At 41.0% G+C, this 22,374-nt stretch carries 11 protein-coding genes and 1 tRNA gene; 1 reads left to right on the top strand and 11 read right to left on the bottom strand.

Annotated features, from left to right (window positions below):
• Nucleotides 1–13: 13 nt before the first annotated feature.
• The 11 genes from WC222_08370 to WC222_08320 form a co-directional block, all read right to left on the bottom strand.
• Complete coding sequence (locus WC222_08370) at nucleotides 14–3,241, bottom strand: hypothetical protein (protein MFA6916397.1); 3,228 nt, start codon at nucleotides 3,239–3,241, stop codon at nucleotides 14–16.
• 152 nt (nucleotides 3,242–3,393) lie between these two features.
• Nucleotides 3,394–14,139 carry a hypothetical protein gene (locus WC222_08365; protein MFA6916396.1) on the bottom strand — a complete coding sequence of 3,582 codons (10,746 nt, stop codon included), beginning with the start codon at nucleotides 14,137–14,139 and terminating at the stop codon, nucleotides 3,394–3,396.
• A gap of 150 nt (nucleotides 14,140–14,289) precedes the next feature.
• Entirely contained in the window at nucleotides 14,290–14,760 is a 471-nt protein-coding gene (gene ndk, locus WC222_08360; GenBank protein MFA6916395.1) for a nucleoside-diphosphate kinase, read from the bottom strand.
• A gap of 114 nt (nucleotides 14,761–14,874) precedes the next feature.
• Nucleotides 14,875–15,456: an aminodeoxychorismate/anthranilate synthase component II gene (locus WC222_08355; protein MFA6916394.1), complete on the bottom strand. Its 582-nt coding sequence runs from the start codon at nucleotides 15,454–15,456 to the stop codon at nucleotides 14,875–14,877.
• An 86-nt stretch (nucleotides 15,457–15,542) separates the two neighbouring features.
• Nucleotides 15,543–15,983 (bottom strand): nucleoside-diphosphate kinase, encoded by a 441-nt coding sequence (gene ndk, locus WC222_08350; protein MFA6916393.1) that lies wholly within the window; start codon nucleotides 15,981–15,983, stop codon nucleotides 15,543–15,545.
• A gap of 2 nt (nucleotides 15,984–15,985) precedes the next feature.
• Nucleotides 15,986–16,693 (bottom strand): (d)CMP kinase, encoded by a 708-nt coding sequence (cmk, locus tag WC222_08345; protein MFA6916392.1) that lies wholly within the window; start codon nucleotides 16,691–16,693, stop codon nucleotides 15,986–15,988.
• Nucleotides 16,690–17,538, bottom strand: a complete 849-nt coding sequence (locus WC222_08340; GenBank protein ID MFA6916391.1) for a phosphatidate cytidylyltransferase — start codon at nucleotides 17,536–17,538, stop codon at nucleotides 16,690–16,692. Before WC222_08340 ends, cmk begins: the two co-directional genes overlap by 4 nt.
• Nucleotides 17,539–18,309: a polyprenyl diphosphate synthase gene (uppS, locus tag WC222_08335; GenBank protein MFA6916390.1), complete on the bottom strand. Its 771-nt coding sequence runs from the start codon at nucleotides 18,307–18,309 to the stop codon at nucleotides 17,539–17,541. It abuts the gene before it with no gap.
• A gap of 1 nt (nucleotide 18,310) precedes the next feature.
• Nucleotides 18,311–20,119 carry a translation elongation factor 4 gene (gene lepA, locus WC222_08330; GenBank protein MFA6916389.1) on the bottom strand — a complete coding sequence of 603 codons (1,809 nt, stop codon included), beginning with the start codon at nucleotides 20,117–20,119 and terminating at the stop codon, nucleotides 18,311–18,313.
• A 117-nt stretch (nucleotides 20,120–20,236) separates the two neighbouring features.
• Nucleotides 20,237–20,320, bottom strand: a tRNA-Leu gene (locus tag WC222_08325).
• Nucleotides 20,321–20,352: 32 nt separating this feature from the next.
• Nucleotides 20,353–20,619: a hypothetical protein gene (locus WC222_08320; GenBank protein ID MFA6916388.1), complete on the bottom strand. Its 267-nt coding sequence runs from the start codon at nucleotides 20,617–20,619 to the stop codon at nucleotides 20,353–20,355.
• An 80-nt stretch (nucleotides 20,620–20,699) separates the two neighbouring features.
• Between WC222_08320 and WC222_08315 the strand changes: the two genes are divergently transcribed.
• Complete coding sequence (locus WC222_08315) at nucleotides 20,700–22,097, top strand: glycine--tRNA ligase (GenBank protein ID MFA6916387.1); 1,398 nt, start codon at nucleotides 20,700–20,702, stop codon at nucleotides 22,095–22,097.
• The last annotated feature ends 277 nt before the right edge of the window (nucleotides 22,098–22,374 follow it).

The following is a 22,374-nucleotide window of genomic DNA, read 5'->3' as shown; positions in this document are numbered from 1 at the left end:
GAGAAACGATTTTTTAGGCAATTTTAACAAGCTGTAAGGCTGTCAAGCATTCCAACGCACCTTGTTCAGTGAGCACGGACTGACCGGTGTCCTCGTCGTAAGTCATTCTACCTTCAGCATTTGGAATCAACTCGAGGAGGTCATTACGTTGCACGTTATCTAGCAGTGAAGTTGTGGAATCAATAATAATCTGTTTAATAACTGACTCGATGGTAAATTCTTTGAAGAACATCTCTAAGAAGTCTCCTGGCCTGTCCATATAATTTATAAGCTGGAGAGGTAGTACCGGAGTGCTAGGATCTAAAATGATCTCATGGGAATAACCTAGCTGCATGTGGAAGCGGTTAGCAAAAAAGTCGCCCGCATGCGAAAGCTGGGTGTAATCTTTTATGTGGGTAAGTTTTTCAAAAAAACCGGGGCTATTGAAAACTGTTTTCATCATCGCCTGGATGCTCTGGTAGATGAAAACTTTTTGGAATTCCGCATTGCTTGTCACAGTATGTGCACGCATATAGCTTTTGCCCAACTTATTATAGCGTCGCTCAATTCCTTCACGAATACCTCTAGAAGATCTGTGAATACCCTTTAAATGTTTGAATAATGCCTCAGAGCGTTTTTCCGATTTTAGATCTGAAACGGCTTTAAGCAAAGTCAAAAACTGGTACTGGGTGTATGAAATCTCTGCATGCGGATCTTGAGGTATTGCCAGAAGATTTTGAAAGAATGTAGTGTTGATAACATGGCTTTCAATCTGACGTATTTTATGGAGATGCTTCTGATCGCCTTTTGATTTCAGGGAGGTCTTCACTTCAGTCCAAAGACCATTCCAAGTGGTCCTGCCAATACTTTTAGGCAATTCATGCGCACGGCAACCTTTCCATAAGTTTTCCGGCATTCTATTATAATAGTCGATTAGGGCGTCATTCTTACCTGTATTGCATTCCGCGATAGCTCGGGCAAATAAAACAAGCTTTTCTTCCCTTGGAGTGATCAACTCCCCGGGAGCTAAATCATGAGGAGCTTCCAAAATGTTTTGAATGGCCATTGTCGCCATATATAGCTGCCGTGAGATTGTCCCATTGGGATTGTCGGGGGAATTTAACACTTGGGATAAGAAGGGCATTGTGATGATATTGTCGTAGATTGAATTTATTGAGGACGTTTCTTCCACAAGTATGACAGATAGAATCTCTGTTTTCTGAGCTGAAGGCAATCCCGCAATCCTTAATTTCAAACTATCAAAGAGAGGTGTAATACTTGCCATTGAAATTCCCTTTGGAAGAACCTCACGTGTCAATTTATCCCAAAATGTTTGCCGGCCTTCTTTACGCAACGTGTCGAGATTCCAGCTTACACTCTGATCCAACACATTTTCTGGGGGAGGTGTATACTCAATAAGGGATTCGGAGGCGGCAAGTTTATGGAACTGCTGGTAAAGTATATGGGGATTATTCGGGGAAAATTCGTGTTCATCACTGCAGCTTGAAAGTGTTTCACTGGCAAGCAAATATAAAGGATGCGTTTCATCTATTTGCAGCATGCGAGCTTCTTTTAAGATAAGCTGTACAACTTGAATTTTAAGACCGGGTAGCAAGTCACTTTGTAATAAACGAGTGAGATATTCATGCGATTTTTTTAAGTTATCAGTATTGCTAAGATAGCGGTTAATTGCCATATTCAAGTGTGTATCAAGAATATCAAATTGGGTTCCTTCTATTATATCTATGGGAGGAATAAATAATTTATTATTAAGTTCCCCATATTTCAAAAAGAAAAATGTGATTCTTGTAGAGTCTGGCATGTCCCAAATATATAATTCGGTGCTAGGGTCATGGTCCACAAATAAGATAGGTCTATCTGTGGGACATTTAAAAGGCTCCTTTTTAATAGCATCATAAATCCAAAGGGCTTCTGAACCATCACTTAAAATATTGTTTACAGCGTAATTTAAAGCAGGAATCCTTTCTTCGTAAGTCAAACAGTTGAATAACAACTCGATTTGCACAAGTTTTCTAAAATTGTATTCATTTTTAGAGTTTAGAGAAAAGCTAATGAGAAGTTCTAAGTTTTGTGAATGGATATCATTAGGATGAAGATGTCTGATGACCTTACAAATATTTCGTAGGATGCTAGCGCCATTATTTTTAAAATATTCTAAACCATAGCTTGTTGAAATCAGATTCATCTGGGATTTCAGCGCATTAAATTGTTCTTTATTAAGTTTACAGGCGTAAGAAAGGAGGGGGTTCAGATTATCCATGTTGGAGGGGCGTCTTAGATCCACTATTTCTAATAGATCTTCCAAATCTTGCATTGAAAAACGGTGTAAAAATTCTCCTAAAAATCCCAATGCAGTAAACCTATCTAAAGAAGAGGAATTATGCTTAAGAAGATTAGCTTTATAAAAAAAGTCAATTACAGCCTCAATTTTCATGAGAGGAAGTTTAGAGAATAATCTAAGGATTTTTCTGACGGTATTGGTATTATAATTATAATCGATATAACCCATCAGACGTGAAAGCTGTGATAAATAAATGGGCTTATTGGTTTCCGATATCCCGGAAATTGAAGCAAACCATGTATAGCAATTTTGGATAGAATAAAATTTGAAAATTGTTAGGTAGGATAATAACTTTTCTCTTTCAGCTATATTAAGAGCGGCGAGATGGTCATCGTAAAATTTCTGAAAATCTATAGGAGAAGAGTGTAAATAAATGTCTTTAATAAACTCACTGACTTGCGCATAAGTGTTATTATTAAATTTAGAATAGAAATTTAACATAATTAAAACGTTACCAGGACTTTTGCCTGTATAAATAACTTTATCAATATGCTTAAAGTATAAAGTGCGATTTTCAACCGGTATTGTAGTGAATAGTATTAATATCGATTCAATGTCTTCGGATGTAAAATAATATATTTTCTTTGCGTAAAGATTGTAAACAATATTTTTCGTTTCCTTCGGGCATTTTTTATAGAAGTCATAAAACTTATCGAAAGTCCTATCAATAATACTGAGAGGAACATTATCTAATACCAAGCGGGATCTAATAGAAAGGGGAGTGTTTTTCTTGATATAACTCCAGCCTGCACGCTTTGATATAAGTAAATAAGGAGAGCATAGTAAGAAAGCTGCACGTGAAAGAATATCGGTTGCAAGTTTAGCAAGCATATTATTCTTAAAAGGATTGATCGAGTGAAAAAGCCCGATGATATGATAATAATTATTAATAATGCGCATAGGTAAATATTGTAACACGTTATTTAATTTTATTAAATGATAAACTATTAATTTTAGACTTTAATAGTAAAAGAATTTCACAAATGATTAATTAGTAAGAGAATTACCGTTTTCCTTTCACACTCATTCTTTCCATTCCCTAAAATTTGGTACTACAGCAGATCCTCAAGAGGAATATTTAACATTCTTGCAAACATCAAATCCATGGTAGATCCGGCATAAGGATCTTTAGTTACACGTAAAGCAATATCCTTGATTGCCGCGGATAGTTTTTCCGGAGAGTGTTGCGATGCCCATATTTCTAAAGCGTCCTCCATATTTTCCGGAAGGTTAACGTTGCCGTTAAGATATCTAAGTTGCGCCTCGATGCTATTGAAGTCAGGATCTGCTCGTAAAGCATCCATATCTACATCATCGCCGACGGCTTTAAATCGATTGATGACATCATAGAGGATAACTTTATAAGCTGCTTTTTCTGTAGGAGGCCTCTCAATAAAGGTACGCCACCTTTTGGCATCTTTTTGTGAAAGACAGCCGACGGAAACAACTTTATCCTTACCATCGATAGACTCAATATGAACGATGACCTGATGTATATTGCAATGTCTGTATTCAAAAGGTTTTACTTCCACAAAGAACTCAGAAAGAGGAATAAAATTCTCAGTCGCCCAGATACGCTTATCAAAGTAGGTTGCTATCTTATGGATATAAGGAGAGGAAGCTTTAGAACAAATCTCTTCGAAAGAGTGGAGTTTCACATTTGTAAACAAAGTAGGTACAGCCGGCTTTTTACTAAAGCTGGAGATTTGTTGTTTAATATAAGCCTTTACCATGGAAGGTGAAGATGCATTCCTCCATTCTAAAGAACGGGGGTCATAATTCATCTCCCATTTCGTTTCTCTAAATTGTCCCCAAGCTTCATAAGACCGGTGTTGGCTGCTTTCTTTTTGCGTTTCTAACTCTTGGAAATTTTCCGTTTCTAATGTCGTATCACTTTCCACTTGGAGCTGTCTATCCAAATCTTCATTGACAAAAGTTTCTGTATCTATGCCATTCGTTAGAACGGGAACCATCGTGGGAAGAGGAGGAAGAGGAATTTTATCCATATAGCTTCTTAAATCCATAGCTTCTTGTTTTGAGAACCATGAGGTCCCTAGAATAACTTTGATCATATTGGTCTTGGTCAGTTCTATAGCTTGCTCAACGGGAATCTCTTTAAGCACCCATCCGAACAATTTGATGGGATCCACCTCAGTAAGGGGGACAAGGAAATCCTCATAAGTTGCATAGATCCGGAGCATCGTCCTAAAGTCGGGTGCTTGAATCATTTTGTTCAGGATGGCACGGCGTACGACGTTATGGATTTTTTGAGTATAACCTTCGTAGTTATCCGGAAGAGCCTCATCACTTTCGATGAGAATGCTATGATTGAATAGTTCTTTTAAAGAAGGAATCTTATCTGTTGGGTGGATGCTGTCACGGGTTTCTTCCAACATGACATAGAAGATTTCTTGGGCCTGTATTTTTTTGAATTCAGCAGCAAATTCAGCAGCTTTGCCTTCCATTAGCAAGGTGAGAATTTTTTTAATTTCTCTAAGGCGAAATGATTCCTGCAGTAGTTTATAGAAGGGCTGATTCTTATAGGTGATAACCGCGCTGTCGCTTTGGGGTACATTAGACCCGAACCCATGGACACCATCGAAATAGGTTAGACGTTGTTCTGTGGGGAGCCTGCATTCAGAAAAAGGAAGTATTACACGACTATTTATATCCATGTAGCTGAGTTTGTCTTTATGAAAGAAGACAATTGCTTGGATGCCGTTATTGGAATGGAGGCAGAAATCCGCCATAGTATTTGCTATTGTTAAGTTGCTAATCCCATTAAAGATGGCGGCGCCGTCCACAAGAAGGCTGCATTTTTTCTGAGGAGTAAAGTATTTTTTTAGGATAGATTGCAAAGTTTGCATTGCAGTGTCATTGGGGAGCACATCAATCCCATCTATAGGGCATTTATTAGAGATCAAATGGAGAATTTCGCCCAGCGTTCCCTTATCAAACATAAGATCGATAAAGGGGAAGTAGACTCCATCGTTATAGGGGGTCCCTGTTTTCTGAATAGAGGAATGGAACATAGAGATATAGTTGGTGGGATTGCTGCGTGCTATGCGGTCCCAGTAATAAATATCATTGGAAACAAAATAGCGGAGGTATAAGTAAGCAGCGCTGGGGTGATGTTTCAGTAGGGCATTGATTTTTTCCCTTTCTGGTTGAGAGTAAAACAGTTTTAATCGAAAGTTAGGGCACATACTTTCAAAATACTGAAAAGCAACGGAGGTTTCTATCGGCTTGTTAGCTTTGGCGGCTTCTTTATTAGCGTGTTCATAAAGCATTGCCATCAATTTGTTGATTTCATCGATTGTCAGGCCGTTGTGAAGATAGGAAAAATAAGATTTTACATAGTCTTCAAAAGGAGATTGGACTGTAAAACCTAACATCGGAGCGTCGCTACCCTCAAAAGGACAGGCGTTTCTAGGGATATGTATATTCTCTCTCTCAGCGATTTGCTTCAGCACTTTTTCAGAGAGGTGATCGTTTTTTATTACGCCATATTTAACATTAATGAGTTGAGGCAGGACCATTTTGATAACTACTGTGAGGATACCCCGGATCGTTGCAATTTCTTCCCAAGCGGGATGTTTAGCGATAAAATCGGGAATTAAGGATTTTTGGTCTTTTACATAATTGATAAACTTTTTTCTCTTTTCTTTAGAATTAATTTCAAAGTGTTTTGTATAGCTGAGCTTCTTTGCAATGGCAGGAACAATTTCTGCTAAATAGGTGTCTATGTTTATCGTGTAAAGCTTATTTTTAATGACAGCATCCAGAATGCCTGGTTGGTCTACAAATTCTTGAAGTGTCTTAAGAATGATAATTTTAAGATTTTCGCTTAAGTGTTTTTTATGGCCCACAGGATGGATGAGCTCGCGGTTCTGCTTAACCTGATGGTGCGCTTCATCTAAAAGCAGTTTGCAACTGGATTGATGGAAAGAGAGAATGTCTTTAATCTCTTCCGCAGATTTGGATTCCTTTCCCTTCCCATGCTTATATTCATGGCATAGCGTGAGGAATTCAAGCTCTAGGGACTGAGAGCTTTCTTTGCACATGTTTACGCCCTGGCGGTTCTCCAAAGCGCTCATAAAATTGATCCTTATGCCCTGGTAAGAATCGAATCCTCGTTGCTGCTCCCTGGATATGACCAGTGTATGGTCGACCAGTCCGTATACATCCTGGCTTTGTTTGGAGATAAAACGGAAATTGGTTTTAGCGTGCTGCTTGGGTACGGATGTGACTGGAACAAAACTTCCATTAGCAAAGTATGTTTTTTGCGCGCCCAGTCCCCATTCAGTCTTACCTAAAGAAGGCATAAGTTCGCATAATACATGCGGGTTAGGGTTGTTGAATTGTTCTGAATAAACCTCTATTTGTTTTTTCCATAAAATCCGTTTTGTTTTGCATTCGTATGTAAGCAGACGATAGGAAAGCCTGAAAGAGATCTGTGTAGTGGTAAACTTATAGGCTCTTCTTGCCTGCAGTTCTTGGCCAAGCAGTTCAATTTGTTGAGCAAATTCCTTTCCATTATTCTTTTCAAAAGCGACGAACGCTTTGTCAAAAAACGTTAAGATTTTATTGAACTGGTTTATTCTGGATTGGAGGATAAGGCATACGGTGGAATTGAGAATTAGTGCATTCAATGCTTCCGGTGAGAGATTAAGTTTTTTCTGTACGGGTAGAACATCCTCGTCATGAATGTTTTGCAGCCATTCTTTAAAAGAAGTGCGTGGTAACTCCGATAGATGCGGTGGATTAAGAAAGGCTTTGATTTGATTTTTTTTAGTTTCTAAATCTTCCTCTAATGTTCTCAGAAAATGATGTGAAAGAGAAAATACATGCCATAAGGACTCAAGGTTTTTTAATTTGTTCTGAGGGGGGATTCTTGCTTCGCGCTGGTAGTAGTCCAAAATGCTTTGGTTGATCAGATCGAATTTTTTCTTTTCCGATGCATTGCTTGCTGCTGTATTAAAAAGAGAAAAACCTTTTTCAAGTGGGTCAAAGAAGGGGATTTCTATAAAGGCAGTGTCATATAAGATGGAAAGCATATTTTCGATCATACTGTCGCTTTGATCCAACAGGGATAAGCCTTCAGGTTGAATCACAGGGCGGGGGTGGATCTCAGACTGTACCTCAAACTGTGCGTCATAGATTCTTTTTGCACCTTTAAAGAATGCGGTACCGTATTCAATAATTCCTTTACATGGAGATGAAATTACAGGATTGATCTGTAGATGAATATCCAATAGGAAGTATTTCGCAAGAGGAGCTACAACCTTTGCTGCACCAAAACGCACTCCTAAATGTTTATAGGGAATAGATAGGATATTTTTAATACGACATTTGAATTCATTGAGATTAGGGCTATTCTCGGGGTATTTTACTCTTGATTCTATAAATGACTGTATCTCAAGCGTATGAGGGCAGCTTTTCCTATGTGAAGCGACAATAGATAGAAGATGGATAGCAAATCTAGAAGACTCTGACCATCCGCTCCTGTGTATTTTAAGTAGCTTCTTGAGCTTATCAGCCCCAGGCAGATTTTCTCTTAGAATAACGTAATATCCTAAAAAATTTGGAATTAGGCTTTTGTGAAATCCTTTAGAAGATAAAGCAACTTCCTTTGGTGGAAAGCAATCAATTTCTTTATAGAGTTCCTCTAAGCAATTCTTTCTGACGTAGACGTGGGTAAAAAGCTCTGAAAGATAACTACTCCAAAGTGTATCCCAGCATAATGTCGTAGAAGGGAGTTCTACTGTAGGAAGGTATTCTTTTAGTTCTAAAGGCTTTACTCCGGTCGGAGTGAAAAGTGTGTTTGCAAGGAGTTTGGCTGCTACTTCAGTTTTTGTTTCAGCAATGCCGAACTTTTTGTTTAGGGTCAGTATGCGTTTTGATAGAACTGGAGATACATTTAGATAATGAAGAATGGACTCAGGGCTAATAATATTAAAAAGTCCGCCAAGAAAATTGGGAGCATCACTATTTTTTAATAATGAATAAAAAGCATTCACGGAAAATTTATATAAGAACCATTCTTCATCATCTTTAAGGCGTTTATGAGAGGGCTTGCTTTGTAGTTCATGCAGATCCATTAGGGCTATTGAAGCAAACAGGACTACATACAAAGAACTATGTTCAAATGAAGCTTTTGGTTTTTTTGGGGGGTATAGTAGAAAATTCCTGCCTAAAGCTGAGAGCAGGCTGCAGCGTAAATTTTCAGCTTTAGAATCCATGTTAGGGATAACAGCTAACGGCAGAAGCTCCGTGAAAATTGAATAGGGTATGTGTTTTTGTCGGCTCAGGAATATGATCTTGTCATAGTATTTCTTAGCTAGCTTCAAGTCCCCTTGAACTAAAAAAAGGCTTGCCAGGTAGGCCAAAGCATGAGGATCGCGCGAATCTAAGGTGCCATCCGGTTCGACAGAGTAGAGGTAATGTTCATTGAAATTTACAACCTTGTCTTTCTGAGGGATAGAAGCGAGCTCATGAATTACACATCCGATTTCGGGAGCAATATTCGTGAGATTCAAACCTCTTTGCAATAAGCCGGAGATCCATTGTTTTTTAGGGATAATGACAACATTTTCTTCGCTGGATCTTTCAAGCTTAAGGTGCATAGGAATCGTGTTTAAGTCTTGAATAGGTAAGTGGGAGACGGCGTATTTCGAGCCATTTAAATGGAAAAAAGGCTTCATTTCATTGTTGTGATATTCAACTGAGATATGGTGATGCTTTTCTTTCTGATCCTTAATTTTAATTGAACCGAAGAAAATATGTTTAAGCAACCCCGTTTCTTCGTTTGCCCAGCACACCACTGTCTCCATTAAACTTACACGGAGGATAGGGAGGAGTTGTAACGGGATAGCCGAAGGATCAATCGGTATTAGATTTTCTCCTTTACATGTCATTCTAACAATCTCTAACGAGCCAGCCTGCTGGATAAAATCAAAGGATAAATCTTCATTACAATAAGCATTCTTAAGGGTGCTAGTGGTTTCTTCTATCCAAATTTTACTGAAATAACAGATCGCTTCAAGATATGCGGGCAGTTGTGGAACCTTATGCAGAAGATAGACTTTATCCCCGATCTTTTTATGAACATGGAAAGTGTTTTTCTTATTCCCTGCAATGAATGTTTTTGAAGGATCTTTATTATATTTTTCTTGTTCCATAACGACGAGTTCTGCATGCGTTGGAACTTCGTTGTTACACTCTATAAGGGCTTTAAAGATATTGATCCGATGATATTTATTTTGTACATAGTGTTCCTCACAAAGTTTTGCAGATAATTCAGTGCGCAGTACAAATGTATCAGGCAAGGTATGAATTAAAACGGATCTGGTTGTCAACAGCATTCTAGCAAAGGTATTAGTAAAGATACTGTCTTTTAAGCAATCTAGGATGACATTTGTCCAGAGAACAAATCTTTCTGAGAAAAATTCATCCTCTCGTGCTATCTCATTGAACTGTGCCATTAGTAAGGCCAAAGCACCTTCTTTTTTCTCCGATAATGTAAGTGAAGAAGGGTTGACAGGAAAGGAGAGGGCAATAAGCAGCCATGAAGAATTGTCCACAATGGGCTTGTAAAGTTTTTTATAAATGATGTCTCTATAATCGGGGAATACTAATGGCCGATCAAACCCAAATAAAGGTTCCAAATCTTTTAACAGTAGGGAAAATCTCAAAAGGTCAAAAGACCATTTGTAGGAACCCTCTAGCAATAAGAGTTTATGAGTCAGTTCTATTGTGCTAGAGATAGAATCGAAAGAATAACTTTTAAAATTAAGAAGATGTGGCCTGAAAAAAGAATTTAAAGTGCTAAAAGCATTATAATGATCACCAAAAGCGATTAAATCGTTTTTATTCAGTTCTAAATATTCTAAAGAACGAAAAAATGAATCCTTTTTAACATTTCCTGTAATGGAACTTTCAGCATGTCTTACATTGGCTCGAGACGGGTTTTTATAAGCCCCATCCATCTGAGAATGTTGATCAAATTTATCTTTTTCACGCTGACTAATTATTCCTGCATTTAGGGGAATTTCTACAGGTGAAGTTGTAAGAATATTATCTGTGAAAGCCGGCATGAATCGGTTTTTTTTAAATAGCCAGTTTACTGCCGGATCGGGCACGAGGCGGGACATGAATTTGCGAATTTTCTTTTCATTTTTAGATCTCACCGGTGCGCTTAGACGAGGACCATATTGAGGATGAATATTTTTTATATGACGGCGCAAGGGGCTATCAAAAGACAGTGTTAGATTGCCTAGCATTGCACAATAGATGGCATGTCTTTTAAGTATGGCAAAGGAACGTGGGATAGGAGAAACTACCTCGTTGAGAATATGAGATTCATTTTCAAGGAGAATAATGAGCTCATTCTCAGTAGAAGGCCGATATCTTTCTTTTGTATGCAATTCCTCGAAGGATCTTCGATCAATTAAACGCTTATCCTCCGCACAGAGAGGATCACTTTCCATTGAATTGAGTGGGAATAATTCCTCAGCAGATCTTCCATTAATTAAGCGCTTATAATAGATCCCTTCTTGGCTTGTCTCTGCTTTCCAACTCTTGTCAGCGGGGCTGTGAAAAAGAGCATTATGTGCATGTTTGTTGATCTCTGCTTTCCAACTCTTGTCAGCGGGGCTGTGAAAAAGAGCATTATGAGCATGTTTGTTGATCTCTGCAGCTGATTCAGAACGATTTCCATCTAATTTTAGGTGGGATAGAAAATAATCCTTCAGAGCTTGGATGCGATGATAGGTCTCAATAAAATAGACCGGATGATCGCCTCTATAGGCTTTATAAAGAGGTGCCGCAAACACACATAGACCCTCAAGGTTAGGATCAATGCGACGTGTTAATTTATCTAGGATTGCCAAGCCCGTATAGTTAATGAGCAGTTTGTCTATATGAGTACAGGAAGAAGAGGGAGGGTTGGTTTGAGATAAAATTTTCCAAATGATCTCGATACACTGTTCAGGCATATCAACATGATCCCAAATAGTTTCCTTCTCTCTGTGTGGAATCGGCCATTGTTTTACGGAAAGTAAGGCATAGGTGGAGATAGCTGAAGGAGACTTGCTTAGAAGTTGCTCCATTTCATGTAACAAAGAATTTAAATAGATAAAGATATCTTGAGGATTTTCCGGAAAAGATAGTAGGGGGTAAAATGGAGTTGAAATAGGCTTTCCTGGAGCAATTGTTTTACGTACATAAGTATCTAAAATATTTTCATCGATTTCAGTTTTAAGATTTATTTTGAGTAGGGGGGGTGTCTTTTTATTAATTTGCAGTTCTATTTTAGGATGGAGATTTGTGTGGGCAACCAAAGCTTTAACTTTAGTATGCACGGATTTCTGAATGTCTTTTAGGTATTCCAAATCTTTACTTTGCAGTGAGCTAGTAAAAGCCCAGATGACAAAGTTCAAGGCAATCCCTTTGATTGCTTTAGTAATATAGTCGACTGCACTGCAATACCATTGTCTAAGCGGTGAAGGTAAAACATCGACCAGTACAGAATGAGCCAGCCTGGTATATTTGAACATTGTATATTCTGTGGAACGGTCTTCCGTACTGAATCCTAAAGCTAAGCGATAAACGTTGTAAATTAGGGTAGAATGAAGTTTATACAGGCTGTCTCTGAGCCAGCCTTTGGTTTGTTGGAATTGGGGTGGTAGCTGTTCATCATCCACTAATGAAGGGATATTGAGTTCGGCTTCAATGAGGTTGAATAAAGGCTCAACATCATCGCCCAAAGCGTCCAGGATGATTCTTTTGGAATTATTTAAAGAATTAGGGGTGATGCCTAGCTGAGATAAAAAACCAATTAGAGAGTCTTTTAATGAATCGGGTAGAAGTTGAGTTTGCTTTTTCTCGATTTTAACACTATCTAAAACGGTTCTTTCAAATTCCAGCCATGCTAGGGTCTTTTGAATAGTATCAAGCTCCGAGGCGGGGAGTGTGTTTATTATTGCCTTAGCTTCTTTCTCAAGTTTTACGGTAATTTTTTTTAAAAGGTCCAATTGTGCAGAATCAGGAACAACATTTCCTGAGCTGTCTTTTAATGACTCGATATAACCTACTAGGATTTCCCTAGTGATTTTATAATTGCGGGATTCTTTACGTTGCGAAGGGAACATAAAGTTTAAGAGGAAATCCCAGTCATTTCCAAAATCTTCACGCGAAATATTGATTTCATGCGGAGGTAACGCAGGAGTGGCTTCAAGTGTTTTAAATAGATTATTGTAGATATCACGGGGAGTGGAGGCCATTTGCGGATTGATCAGGGGCTCTAAAGCGTGGCCTAGAAGAGAGAATAAGAAGTCTTTATCCAGGTTTTCCGCCGGAACATTTTGAAAGCATAGCGGCCATACAAATCCAAATGCCCCATCTGTATGAGGGTGATAGAGGAGCGCTTGCTCGGATCCATAGATTTTTAAGTCGAAATTCCCATTTGAATTTCGTTTAAAATCAATCCACAGACGACCGCCGCTCAACATCTCATCCAAACCTAATAATTCGATGAATTCCGGTTTGATAAGTTGGCGAGTTGTTTGTAATAGGCTGTTAACTGAATTATCCAGGGGTTGAAGAGTTTCTGAAAGGAGGGGAAGGAGGTTGTCAATAATCTTTTTTTCGAATTCTTCAGCGAACTTCTGGTTATTTTCAATTTTCAGCAGTTCTTCAGGGTGTTGTGTGATCCATTGTATCAGTTCTTTCGCTGAAGACTCCGGAACAAAATATAGAAGACTATAGATCACACCGTTCTGCATTAAGTTCTCAACTGCATTAGCGTAAATAGGCGGAAGGGCTGTTCGGATATGCTCGGGTAGATGGTTTTGTGTGTTCTTGAAAAAAACTGTGACTGCAGGATTGCTTAAAAAAGGCTCTAGTGCAGGAATTTTTTTGATTAGGGTTCCAAGACCCTCATGTAAGAAGTCTTTAACAAAATTTTGAGGATTCGTAGAGGATATGCTATTCAAGATTTTGAGTGTTTCAGGAGGGATTTTTTCTTTAAGTTTTTCTGGAAGATGCTGTGAAAGCTGTAATAGGGAAAAAATGGAATTGATATTGCGTCCAAATGAACCGCAATAAAGCAAAGATTGGTCTGGTTTAAGTGCATTTAGTTTGGCTGCGAACTGTTTTGTACAAAATTTTAGCGCTTCAGGAATTTCACTTTCCTTGGCTTTTTGAATAAATTCTTCTTGCAGCTTTTTCATTTCAATGAGACCGGAATTTATCGCGGCAAGGGGATTTTTTAAAGCGGGGAATAGAGCTGTTAAGAATTTTTCCATATCTGTAGAAGGTTTTTCACTAGGGTAAAGCCAATCTTCTATAATGGATTGGGTCACGGGGAGGGCTGTTTCACGTACTTCTTCGAAATAAGTTCCTTTTACAAGGAGAGCGCGTTTTTTCTGGAGATTTTCCTGCACAACCTTATGAACTTCAACATCTTGAGTTGGGAACTTCTGTTTATTTTTTTTTGGTTGGGAAAGAAGGACGAATTCACGTCGCAAAGACACAGAAATTGCGTCAAAAGCGGTCGCACTTAAAGAAAATTCATCAAAAGCAGCGAGAACCTTAGCTTTGATTTTTTCAAGAACGGGGGTTTTAGCAAATAAATCATGTAAAACAACCGAAATTCTTCCGTGCAGAGAGGAGCGTTCGACAAGTTCATCTCCAAAAAGCGAAGGAGCGAACATATCTGAAATAAGACTTTCAAGGGAATCGCCGGAATTATAACGGCAATTAATATTTTCGATTAATACAGTAGAATTATTTGTCATAGTTTTATTTTAAACTATGAGTATTAAGGTTAGTTAAAGGTGTCAATGGAAAAGCATACTTTTATATGACGGAAAGGGTCGTTTTCTGTCCCTTTTTTTTAAATAATAGCCGGCTTGGTCGAATAGCCCCAAGCCATAGCTATATTTTTCCTAGAAGCGCTCTTGGAGTTTTCTATTGGAAAAGAAGAAGCCCACTTCTTGTTGAGCATTTTCGATAGAATCAGATCCGTGAATAGCATTCTTAGTCATGGAAGTTCCAAAATCGGCCCTTAAGGAGCCTTTTTTATCTCCTGAACCGATCAGATCACGGTTACGCTGTACCGCATTATCCCCTTCTAGAACGAGAATCACACTAGGGCCGGACGTCATAAATTTCACCAAATCATTATAGAAGGGCTTGCCTTTATGAATGGCGTAGAATTGTTTTGCATCCACTTCACTCAGGACGTTCATTTTAATGCCTGCTATTTTCAGGCCCGATTTTTCATATCGGCTTAAGATGTCGCCCACATGATTAGATGCCACTGCGTCAGGTTTAATGATTGCCAGTGTTGTTTCTTTGTTTAATGCGCATAAGCTGCTTCCCATCAGTAATGCAATAGCTAAAAAACGAAATAGCATTTTAGACCTCCAAGGATTGAACCAAATTATAATATTGCATGCCGTATTATTTTGTTCCGGCTTCGAGACAAGATTGTACTACGTCTCTAGGTAATAAAGAAATGCTTACCTACGTTAGTTATTTTGGAGGGATCGAATCCAGTTAAAAAAGAGCGTTGGTCCGTATTCGCTTGCCACCGCTTCCGGATGAAATTGCACCCCTTCTATTGGATACAGGCTGTGCTTAAGGGCCATTACCTCATTTTTTGACGTGCGGGCAGTCACAATGAGCTCGGGTGGCAGAGTGCTTTCTTCTACAACTAAGGAATGGTACCTAGTCACCAAAAATCCATTAGGAATGTCTTTAAATAAACCAGTGCCTAGGTGGGTCAACGGGCTTAACTTTCCATGCATGGGTTTTTCTGCTTTACAAACAACCCCTCCAAAAGCCTCGCCAATAGCTTGCATTCCTAAACAAATCCCTAAAAGTGGAACTCTTTGCATCGCAGCGGCACGGATCAAATCCAATGAAATGCCGGCATCTTTAGGGCATCCCGGTCCGGGGCCTATGACAATACCCGGGGGATTCATGGCTAGGAGTTCAGAGACGGTTATTTCATCGTTTTTAATAACGTTGACTTTAGCCCCCACGCCCCATAAGGCATGGACAATATTGTATGTAAAGGAATCGTAATTATCGAGGAGAAGAATAGACACTAAGGTTAACCGGTGGAAGAGAAATTGGCCCAAACAAAAGCTTATTCTAGCATAAAGTGACTAGAATAAGCTTGCTTGGTTAGAAATTATCTAGTGCGTGCGCACACATCGCCGTTTTTGAAGAAAAACGCGATTTCATTTTTCGCATTTTCTAGGCTGTCAGAACCGTGTACAGCATTCTCATCAATGGAATTAGCAAAGCGTGCTCTGATCGATTGAGGCGATTTCTCTTTTGCTACTGCAGGGTTTGTTTCGCCCATGATACGGCGGTTTTCTGCAACGGCATTATTGCCTTCTAAAACCATTACAAGAACAGGACCTGTAGTCATGAATGAAACGAGGTCTTTATAGAAAGGACGCTCTTTATGGACAGCATAGAACTCTTGCGCTTGTTCTTGGCTTAAGTGAAGCATTTTGCATGCAATAACATTCAAACCGGATTTTTCAAATGTGGAGATGATCTCGCCGATATTATTTTTACCCACTGCATCGGGTTTAATGATCGAAAGTGTTTGCTCTTTAGACATGATTAGGACTCCTTTATGTCTTCATTTACATTATGCCGCGTCTTACGGCTGTCGCGAATTTCTAAAATTTTGAAGACAACTTCGTCAGGGGATAGATCGGAAGTGTCGACTTCAAAAGCATTTTCAGCCTTGATAAGAGGGGACGCCTCACGTTTCATGTCGTAGTTGTCGCGCGTATTGATCTCTTCCAGGCATTGTTCCAAGGTAACATCTTTCATCAGCTCAGGGAATTTTTTTTGTAGTTCGTCATAGCGTCTTTTAGCCCGCACTTCAGGCCTGCCGGTCAAATAGATTTTCAGGTCGGCTTCGGGAAATACTACAGACCCCATATCACGCCCTTCAAAGACTGCATTGACTCCCAGGGCCAAGTGGCGTTGGAGGTCGACTAACTTTTCACGTACAAAAGGCAAAGCTGCAACTTTAGAGACGTTGTTAGTTACTTCAGGGGTGCGGATAGCGAGGGTGACATCCTCATTATTGACTAAATAGCACCGTTCGCCATGTCTGATTTTAATGTCGAAGTCAAAGAAAGGGAGAAATGAACGGATGGCTTCAGCATCATCCAAATTCACGTGATTTTTCATTAGAACGCAAGCAAGGCTACGATACATGGCTCCCGTATCAAAGTAGATGTATCCTATTTCTTGAGCTAGCTTGCGTGCAATCGTACTTTTACCTGTAGCGATCGAACCGTCGATAGTGATGATCATACAATAGCCTCCTTAAACTCGTATCTGAGGAATATATACATTAGAGGGCAGCTAAACACAAGAGCATCTACAACATCCAATACACCGCCTAATCCGGGCAGGCTATTACTGTCCTTAGTTCCGGCATCGCGCTTAAGGAGAGATTCGGAAAGGTCGCCAAATTGGGCGGCAAGAGCCAAAGCGCAAGCTAGGGCAATCGCTGTAGCAAAAGGAATTTGAAGTAAAGGCTGAAACAAAGCACCTAGCAGCGTCGCCGCAGCAAAACCTGCAATCGAGCCTTCCCATGTTTTCTTTGGGCTGATGTAGCGGGACATAGGGTGTTTGCCAAGCATTTTGCCGAAAATATAAGCTGCAACATCATTGATTTTTACTACGGTAAGTAGAAATAATAGCCACCAACGCCCTTCTTGAGTGGAGTTTTCCGGGAAGTAATACAGGATGGGGATAGCTGTGGCAAGCGGAATGGCAAGATAGGCGAAAGGGAAAAGCGAGTTTGCGATCGTGTTGATCGGGTGTTCATGGATATAAAAATGGTAGAGGAAAATGGCGGTTAAAGTCGTCAATAATGCTAATTCAGGGAGGAAATCGAGAAAATGCCATTGCGTGGCGATAAATACAGAGATAACGTATCCCGCAATACAGGCCAATGTTAAAGTACTTAAGGGCGCGCCGCCGACTTTAATGGTAAGTTGCATCAATTCCCAGGAAGCAATAGTGATGACGGCCACAGCGACAGCGAGGAATAAGAAATTAAAGTAGGGGAGGTGGGCTGCCAATATCAGAGCAAATGTTGTAAGGGCTGCAATAGTGCCGATGAGAAGGCGTTGTTGCCAGTTCTGTTTCATTTAGGTTCCCAATCTTCTAATCCGTTTTTGGTATTCGAGCACAGCTACATATAAGTCGTACGGAGTGAAATCAGGCCACATTTTATCTAAAAAGTAAAGTTCAGAATAGGAGGCTTGCCAAAGAAGGAAGTTACTCATTCTTAACTGGCCCCCCGGGCGGATAAATAAGTCCAGGTCGGGAAGATCATGCGTGTCCAAGTAACTAGCCAGTAATTTTTCATCTATCGCAGTCTCGGGAATTTTTCCTTGGCGCATATTTTCTGCGATGCAATTAGCGGCTCTGCAGATTTCTTTGCGTGCTCCATAGTTCAGTGCCATTACAAAATGGATATCAGTACAATGTGCTGTTGCTTCTACAGTATCTTCCAGGGCTTTTTGTAGTGTGTCTGGGAATTCGCTTACATCGCCGATACAGGTGACTTTAACTCCATTGGCTAGCATTTGCGGACGCTGTTCAATAGTGTATTGTTCGATCAGCCACAAGACAGCTTCGACTTCCTCACGGGGACGGCCCCAGTTTTCAGTCGAAAAACCGTAGACAGTCACTGTTTCGATGGTGAGTTCTTTAGCGGAACGGAGGATGTCCAATAAAATGTCGGCGCCCTTCTGATGGCCTTCAACATGCGTTTCACCATTGCTATTGGCCCAACGGCGGTTGCCATCTAGTACAATGGCTATGTGGCGCGGAACGTTATTCAGGTCAACGGCCGCCATTTGTTCTGCAGTGAAAAAAGTAGTTTCGGGCTGTGCTTCGATGAATAGGGGCTGCATATTATTCACTCGCTTTTAGTACTTCCATAAACGCGTTTTGCGGGATCGTTACCTTGCCGATTTCCTTCATCCGTTTCTTACCTTCCTTCTGCTTTTCCCATAATTTGCGTTTACGGCTGATGTCGCCGCCATAGCATTTTGCGGTCACGTTTTTAGAAAGGGCGGGAATAGTTTCGCGGGCGATGATCTTTCCGCCGATAGCAGCTTGTATAGGGACTTTGAACAGTTGGCGCGGGATGACATCTTTCAGCTTATTGCAGATAGCGCGGCCTTTGGATTCTGCTTTGGTGCGGTGGACAAGGCAAGAGAAAGCGTCGACAGGCTCATCGTTAACCTTAATTTCCAACTTGATGATATCGCCTTCTTGATAATTCTCAAATTCATAGTCGAAAGAACCATAGCCTTTCGTGATAGACTTAAGTTTATCGTTGAAGTCGGTGATGATCTCATTGAGGGGGATTTGGTAGGTCAGCATGACGCGACGGCTATCTAAGGTCTCCGTCTTGATGCACATACCCCTTTTATCCATGCCTAGGGCCAAAACAGCACCAAGAAAATCTGTAGGAGTAATGATGTGGCTCTTTACCCAAGGTTCCTCTACCCAAGCGATATGGCCCGGATCTGGATAATGGGAAGGATTATCAATTTCTTTGACTGAATTATCACTTAGCGTGAATCGATAGCAAACGCTGGGTGCGGTAGAAATGATATCTAGATTGAATTCCCTTTGCAGCCTTTCAAAGACTATCTCTAAGTGGAGCAGGCCGAGGAAGCCGCAGCGGAAACCAAATCCCAACGCTGTACTGCTCTCTTGTTCGATATGTAGAGCGGAGTCATTGAGCTGAAGTTTGGTCAAAGCATCACGGACCGCTTCAAAGTCGGAGCTGTCGATAGGATAGATCCCTGCAAAGACGACAGGAGTGACGTGGCGGAAGCCGGGAAGGGCATCGCTTGCCGGGTGTTTATGCGAAGTAATTGTGTCGCCAACTTTAACGTCGGAGGTGATTTTGATGTTGGCAATGAAGTATCCGACTTCTCCGGGACGTAATTCGTCTGTAGGTCGCATCTGAGGGGCGAAAATGCCGACTTCTAATACTTCAAAGGTTTTACCGCTGGCCATCATGCGGATAACTGTCCCTTTGCGGACATGGCCGCTCATGACGCGGATATAAACTTTGACGCCGCGGTAGTTGTCATAGTGCGAATCGAAGATGAGGGCGCGTAAAAGATCGTCTTTAGGTTCATCAGGAGGAGGTATGTCCCTAACGATACGGTCAAGGATTTCGCGAATGCCGACACCCGTTTTTGCGGAACAGGCGATAGCGTCGGAGGCATCGATAGCCATTAACTCTTCGATCTGCTGCTTTGTCTCTTCGATATTTGCTGCGGGAAGGTCAATCTTATTTAAGACCGGTACGATGGTGAGGTTGCGCTCCAAGGCGAGGTGCATGTTTGCAAGAGTTTGAGCTTGAATGCCTTGAGCTGCGTCAATGACAAGCAACGCGCCTTCGCATGCTGAAAGGGAACGGGAAACTTCGTAAGAAAAGTCCACGTGGCCCGGCGTATCGATAAAGTTGATCTGATAAATTTCGCCGTCGGGAGAATTGTAATACATCGTGACCGGATGGGCCTTGATCGTGATGCCTCTTTCTCTTTCCAGGTCCATATCATCCAAGACTTGCTCTTGCATTTCCCGCGCTTCGAGGGTTTTGGTGAGTTCCAAAAGTCTGTCGGCAATAGTCGACTTACCATGGTCGATATGGGCGATGATAGAGAAATTACGGATGTGTTTGCGTGAATATTTGGTCATAAAATTTTAATCTATAAGTAAACCCGCATAAACGCTCGCCGGTGCTTACCTAGAGGAGTCGAGGAAGCTTATGCGTGCCTGACTTAGACACCTTATACTATAAACGGATAAAATAATTGCGGCCAAGATGACTCGAACATCCACCAGGAAACCCTGACTAGAACCTGAATCTAGCGCGTCTACCAATTCCGCCATGGCCGCATAAGTAAACACAATGATGTTAGGGAAAGAACTTATTTAACGCTACAGAAAAAATCAGGTTCCTCAGTCAAAATAGGCTCTCTTTCCCCCCTTTCAATTTTCTCCAACCGCGTTTTCAAGAGGGCATTCTCTTCCTGCAGAAAAATACAGAGCTTTGCCAGCTTATTATAACGCGAAGACATGCCCCGGCGCAAAACATCGCACCGTTTTTTTAAGGCAGCAAGCTCCTTTTGGAGTACATCCATAACTGCATTTTCATCAAAAAGTTCTAATTGTGAAGGATCTTGCGCCATTGCCATTGAAAATTTCTAGTCTAATAAGCTACCTTTTTAAGCGATTACCTTATTTATACGAAAATTAATTTATTTGGATGTTCAAAATGTCAGAACAAGAAGATCTGCTAAAATCCGTAGTCGCCTTGTGTAAAAGACGTGGTTTCATTTTTCCAGGATCCGAAATCTATGGCGGCTTTGCCAATACTTATAGTTACGGACCTTATGGCGCAGAAATGAAACAAACTGTCCGTCAAGCTTGGTGGCGCAATTTCGTGCATAACCGCGAAGATATGGTGGGAATGGACGGACCCATATTACTCCATCCCAGAGCATGGGAAGCGTCAGGCCATGTCGCAGGCTTTAACGACGCTTTGATCGACTGCAAAAAATGCAAAAGCCGTTTTCGTGCCGACCATCTAATCGAGCAAACCTTGCAGATTGACGTGGAAGGATTCACTGTAGATCAAATCAACGCCCTTGTGAAAGAACATAATCTCGCCTGTCCCAAATGCGGTGCTAAAGAATGGACCGAGGCACGCTATTTCAACCTTATGTTTTCGACAAAACTTAGCAAAACAAGCTCGCCAGGTGAAAACGATATCGCTTACCTCCGCCCGGAGACAGCTCAAGCGATCTTCCTCGACTACAAAAACATTGTCGATACCATGCGTGTTAATATTCCTTTTGGTGTTGCCCAAATCGGTAAAGCCTTCCGTAATGAGATTACCCCCGGCAACTTTATCTTCCGCGTCATCGAATTTGAACAAATGGAAATCGAATATTTTATCCGTGGAGAGCAGTGGCAAGAGAAATTCGATGAATGGCTTTCTGTGATGGACCGCTGGTGCCGTTGGATCGGTCTTTCGAATGACCGCTTAAGCCACCATGAGCATCCTCAAGAAAAGCTTTCCCACTACTCCAAACGTACAGTGGATATCATGTACAACTTCCCTTTTGGAAGGAGCGAGCTTTACGGATTGGCCTACAGAACAAATTTCGACCTCTCGCAACATGCTGAGTTCTCTAAAACTAAGCTGGATTTTACAGATCCACAAACACGTGAGAAATTCGTTCCACATGTCATCGAGCCTACTTTTGGTTTAGACCGCACCATCTTGGCCCTTATTTGCCAAGCCTATGCAGAAGAAAAACTGCCCAATGGCGAAGAACGTACCGTTTTGCGTTTCCTTCCACATATGGCGCCGGTGAAAATTGCAGTCTTCCCCCTCATGAAGAAAGAGCACTTGGTCGAAAAAGCGCGCAATGTCTTCCATAGTTTGAACGGAAATTGGACTGTCCAATATGACGATTCAGGAGCTATAGGTAAACGCTACCGTCGCCATGATGAGATAGGAACGCCGATTTGTATTACCATCGACTTCGAAACGCTGGAAGATAATACCGTTACCTTGCGACACCGCGATAGCATGGAACAAGAACGGATCAGCTTGGATAAGCTGATGGCACGGTGCTTAGAAATACTAACGCCCCCTCCGCTTTAAGGTATTCATATCCAAAAGCTTTCTCTTTCCTTGCCGTCGAGAAGTCGACGGCAAGGAATATGCCACAAGTCCTTGCAGACAGATGCCGGAGTATGTCTGTAGGGATGTTTGTGTGGCGTTTTTTTGAACGCAAAGGCGCAAAGATCGCAGAGAAGCTTCGCCCCACATTAGCCTGTCACTAGCACGATTGTTTCGTACCGATCTCACATCGCCGCGGCCCCCCGCGGGTCCGCGTCGCCGACGTTGACATGCTCGCTGACGCGATCACGTCAAACAT

It is taken from the genome of Parachlamydiales bacterium, from assembly GCA_041671045.1.
In the GTDB taxonomy this organism is placed as follows: domain Bacteria; phylum Chlamydiota; class Chlamydiia; order Chlamydiales; family JABDDJ01; genus JABDDJ01.
Note: the sequence above shows the minus strand (reverse complement) of the source record. Positions and strands in the feature narration are given on the sequence as shown.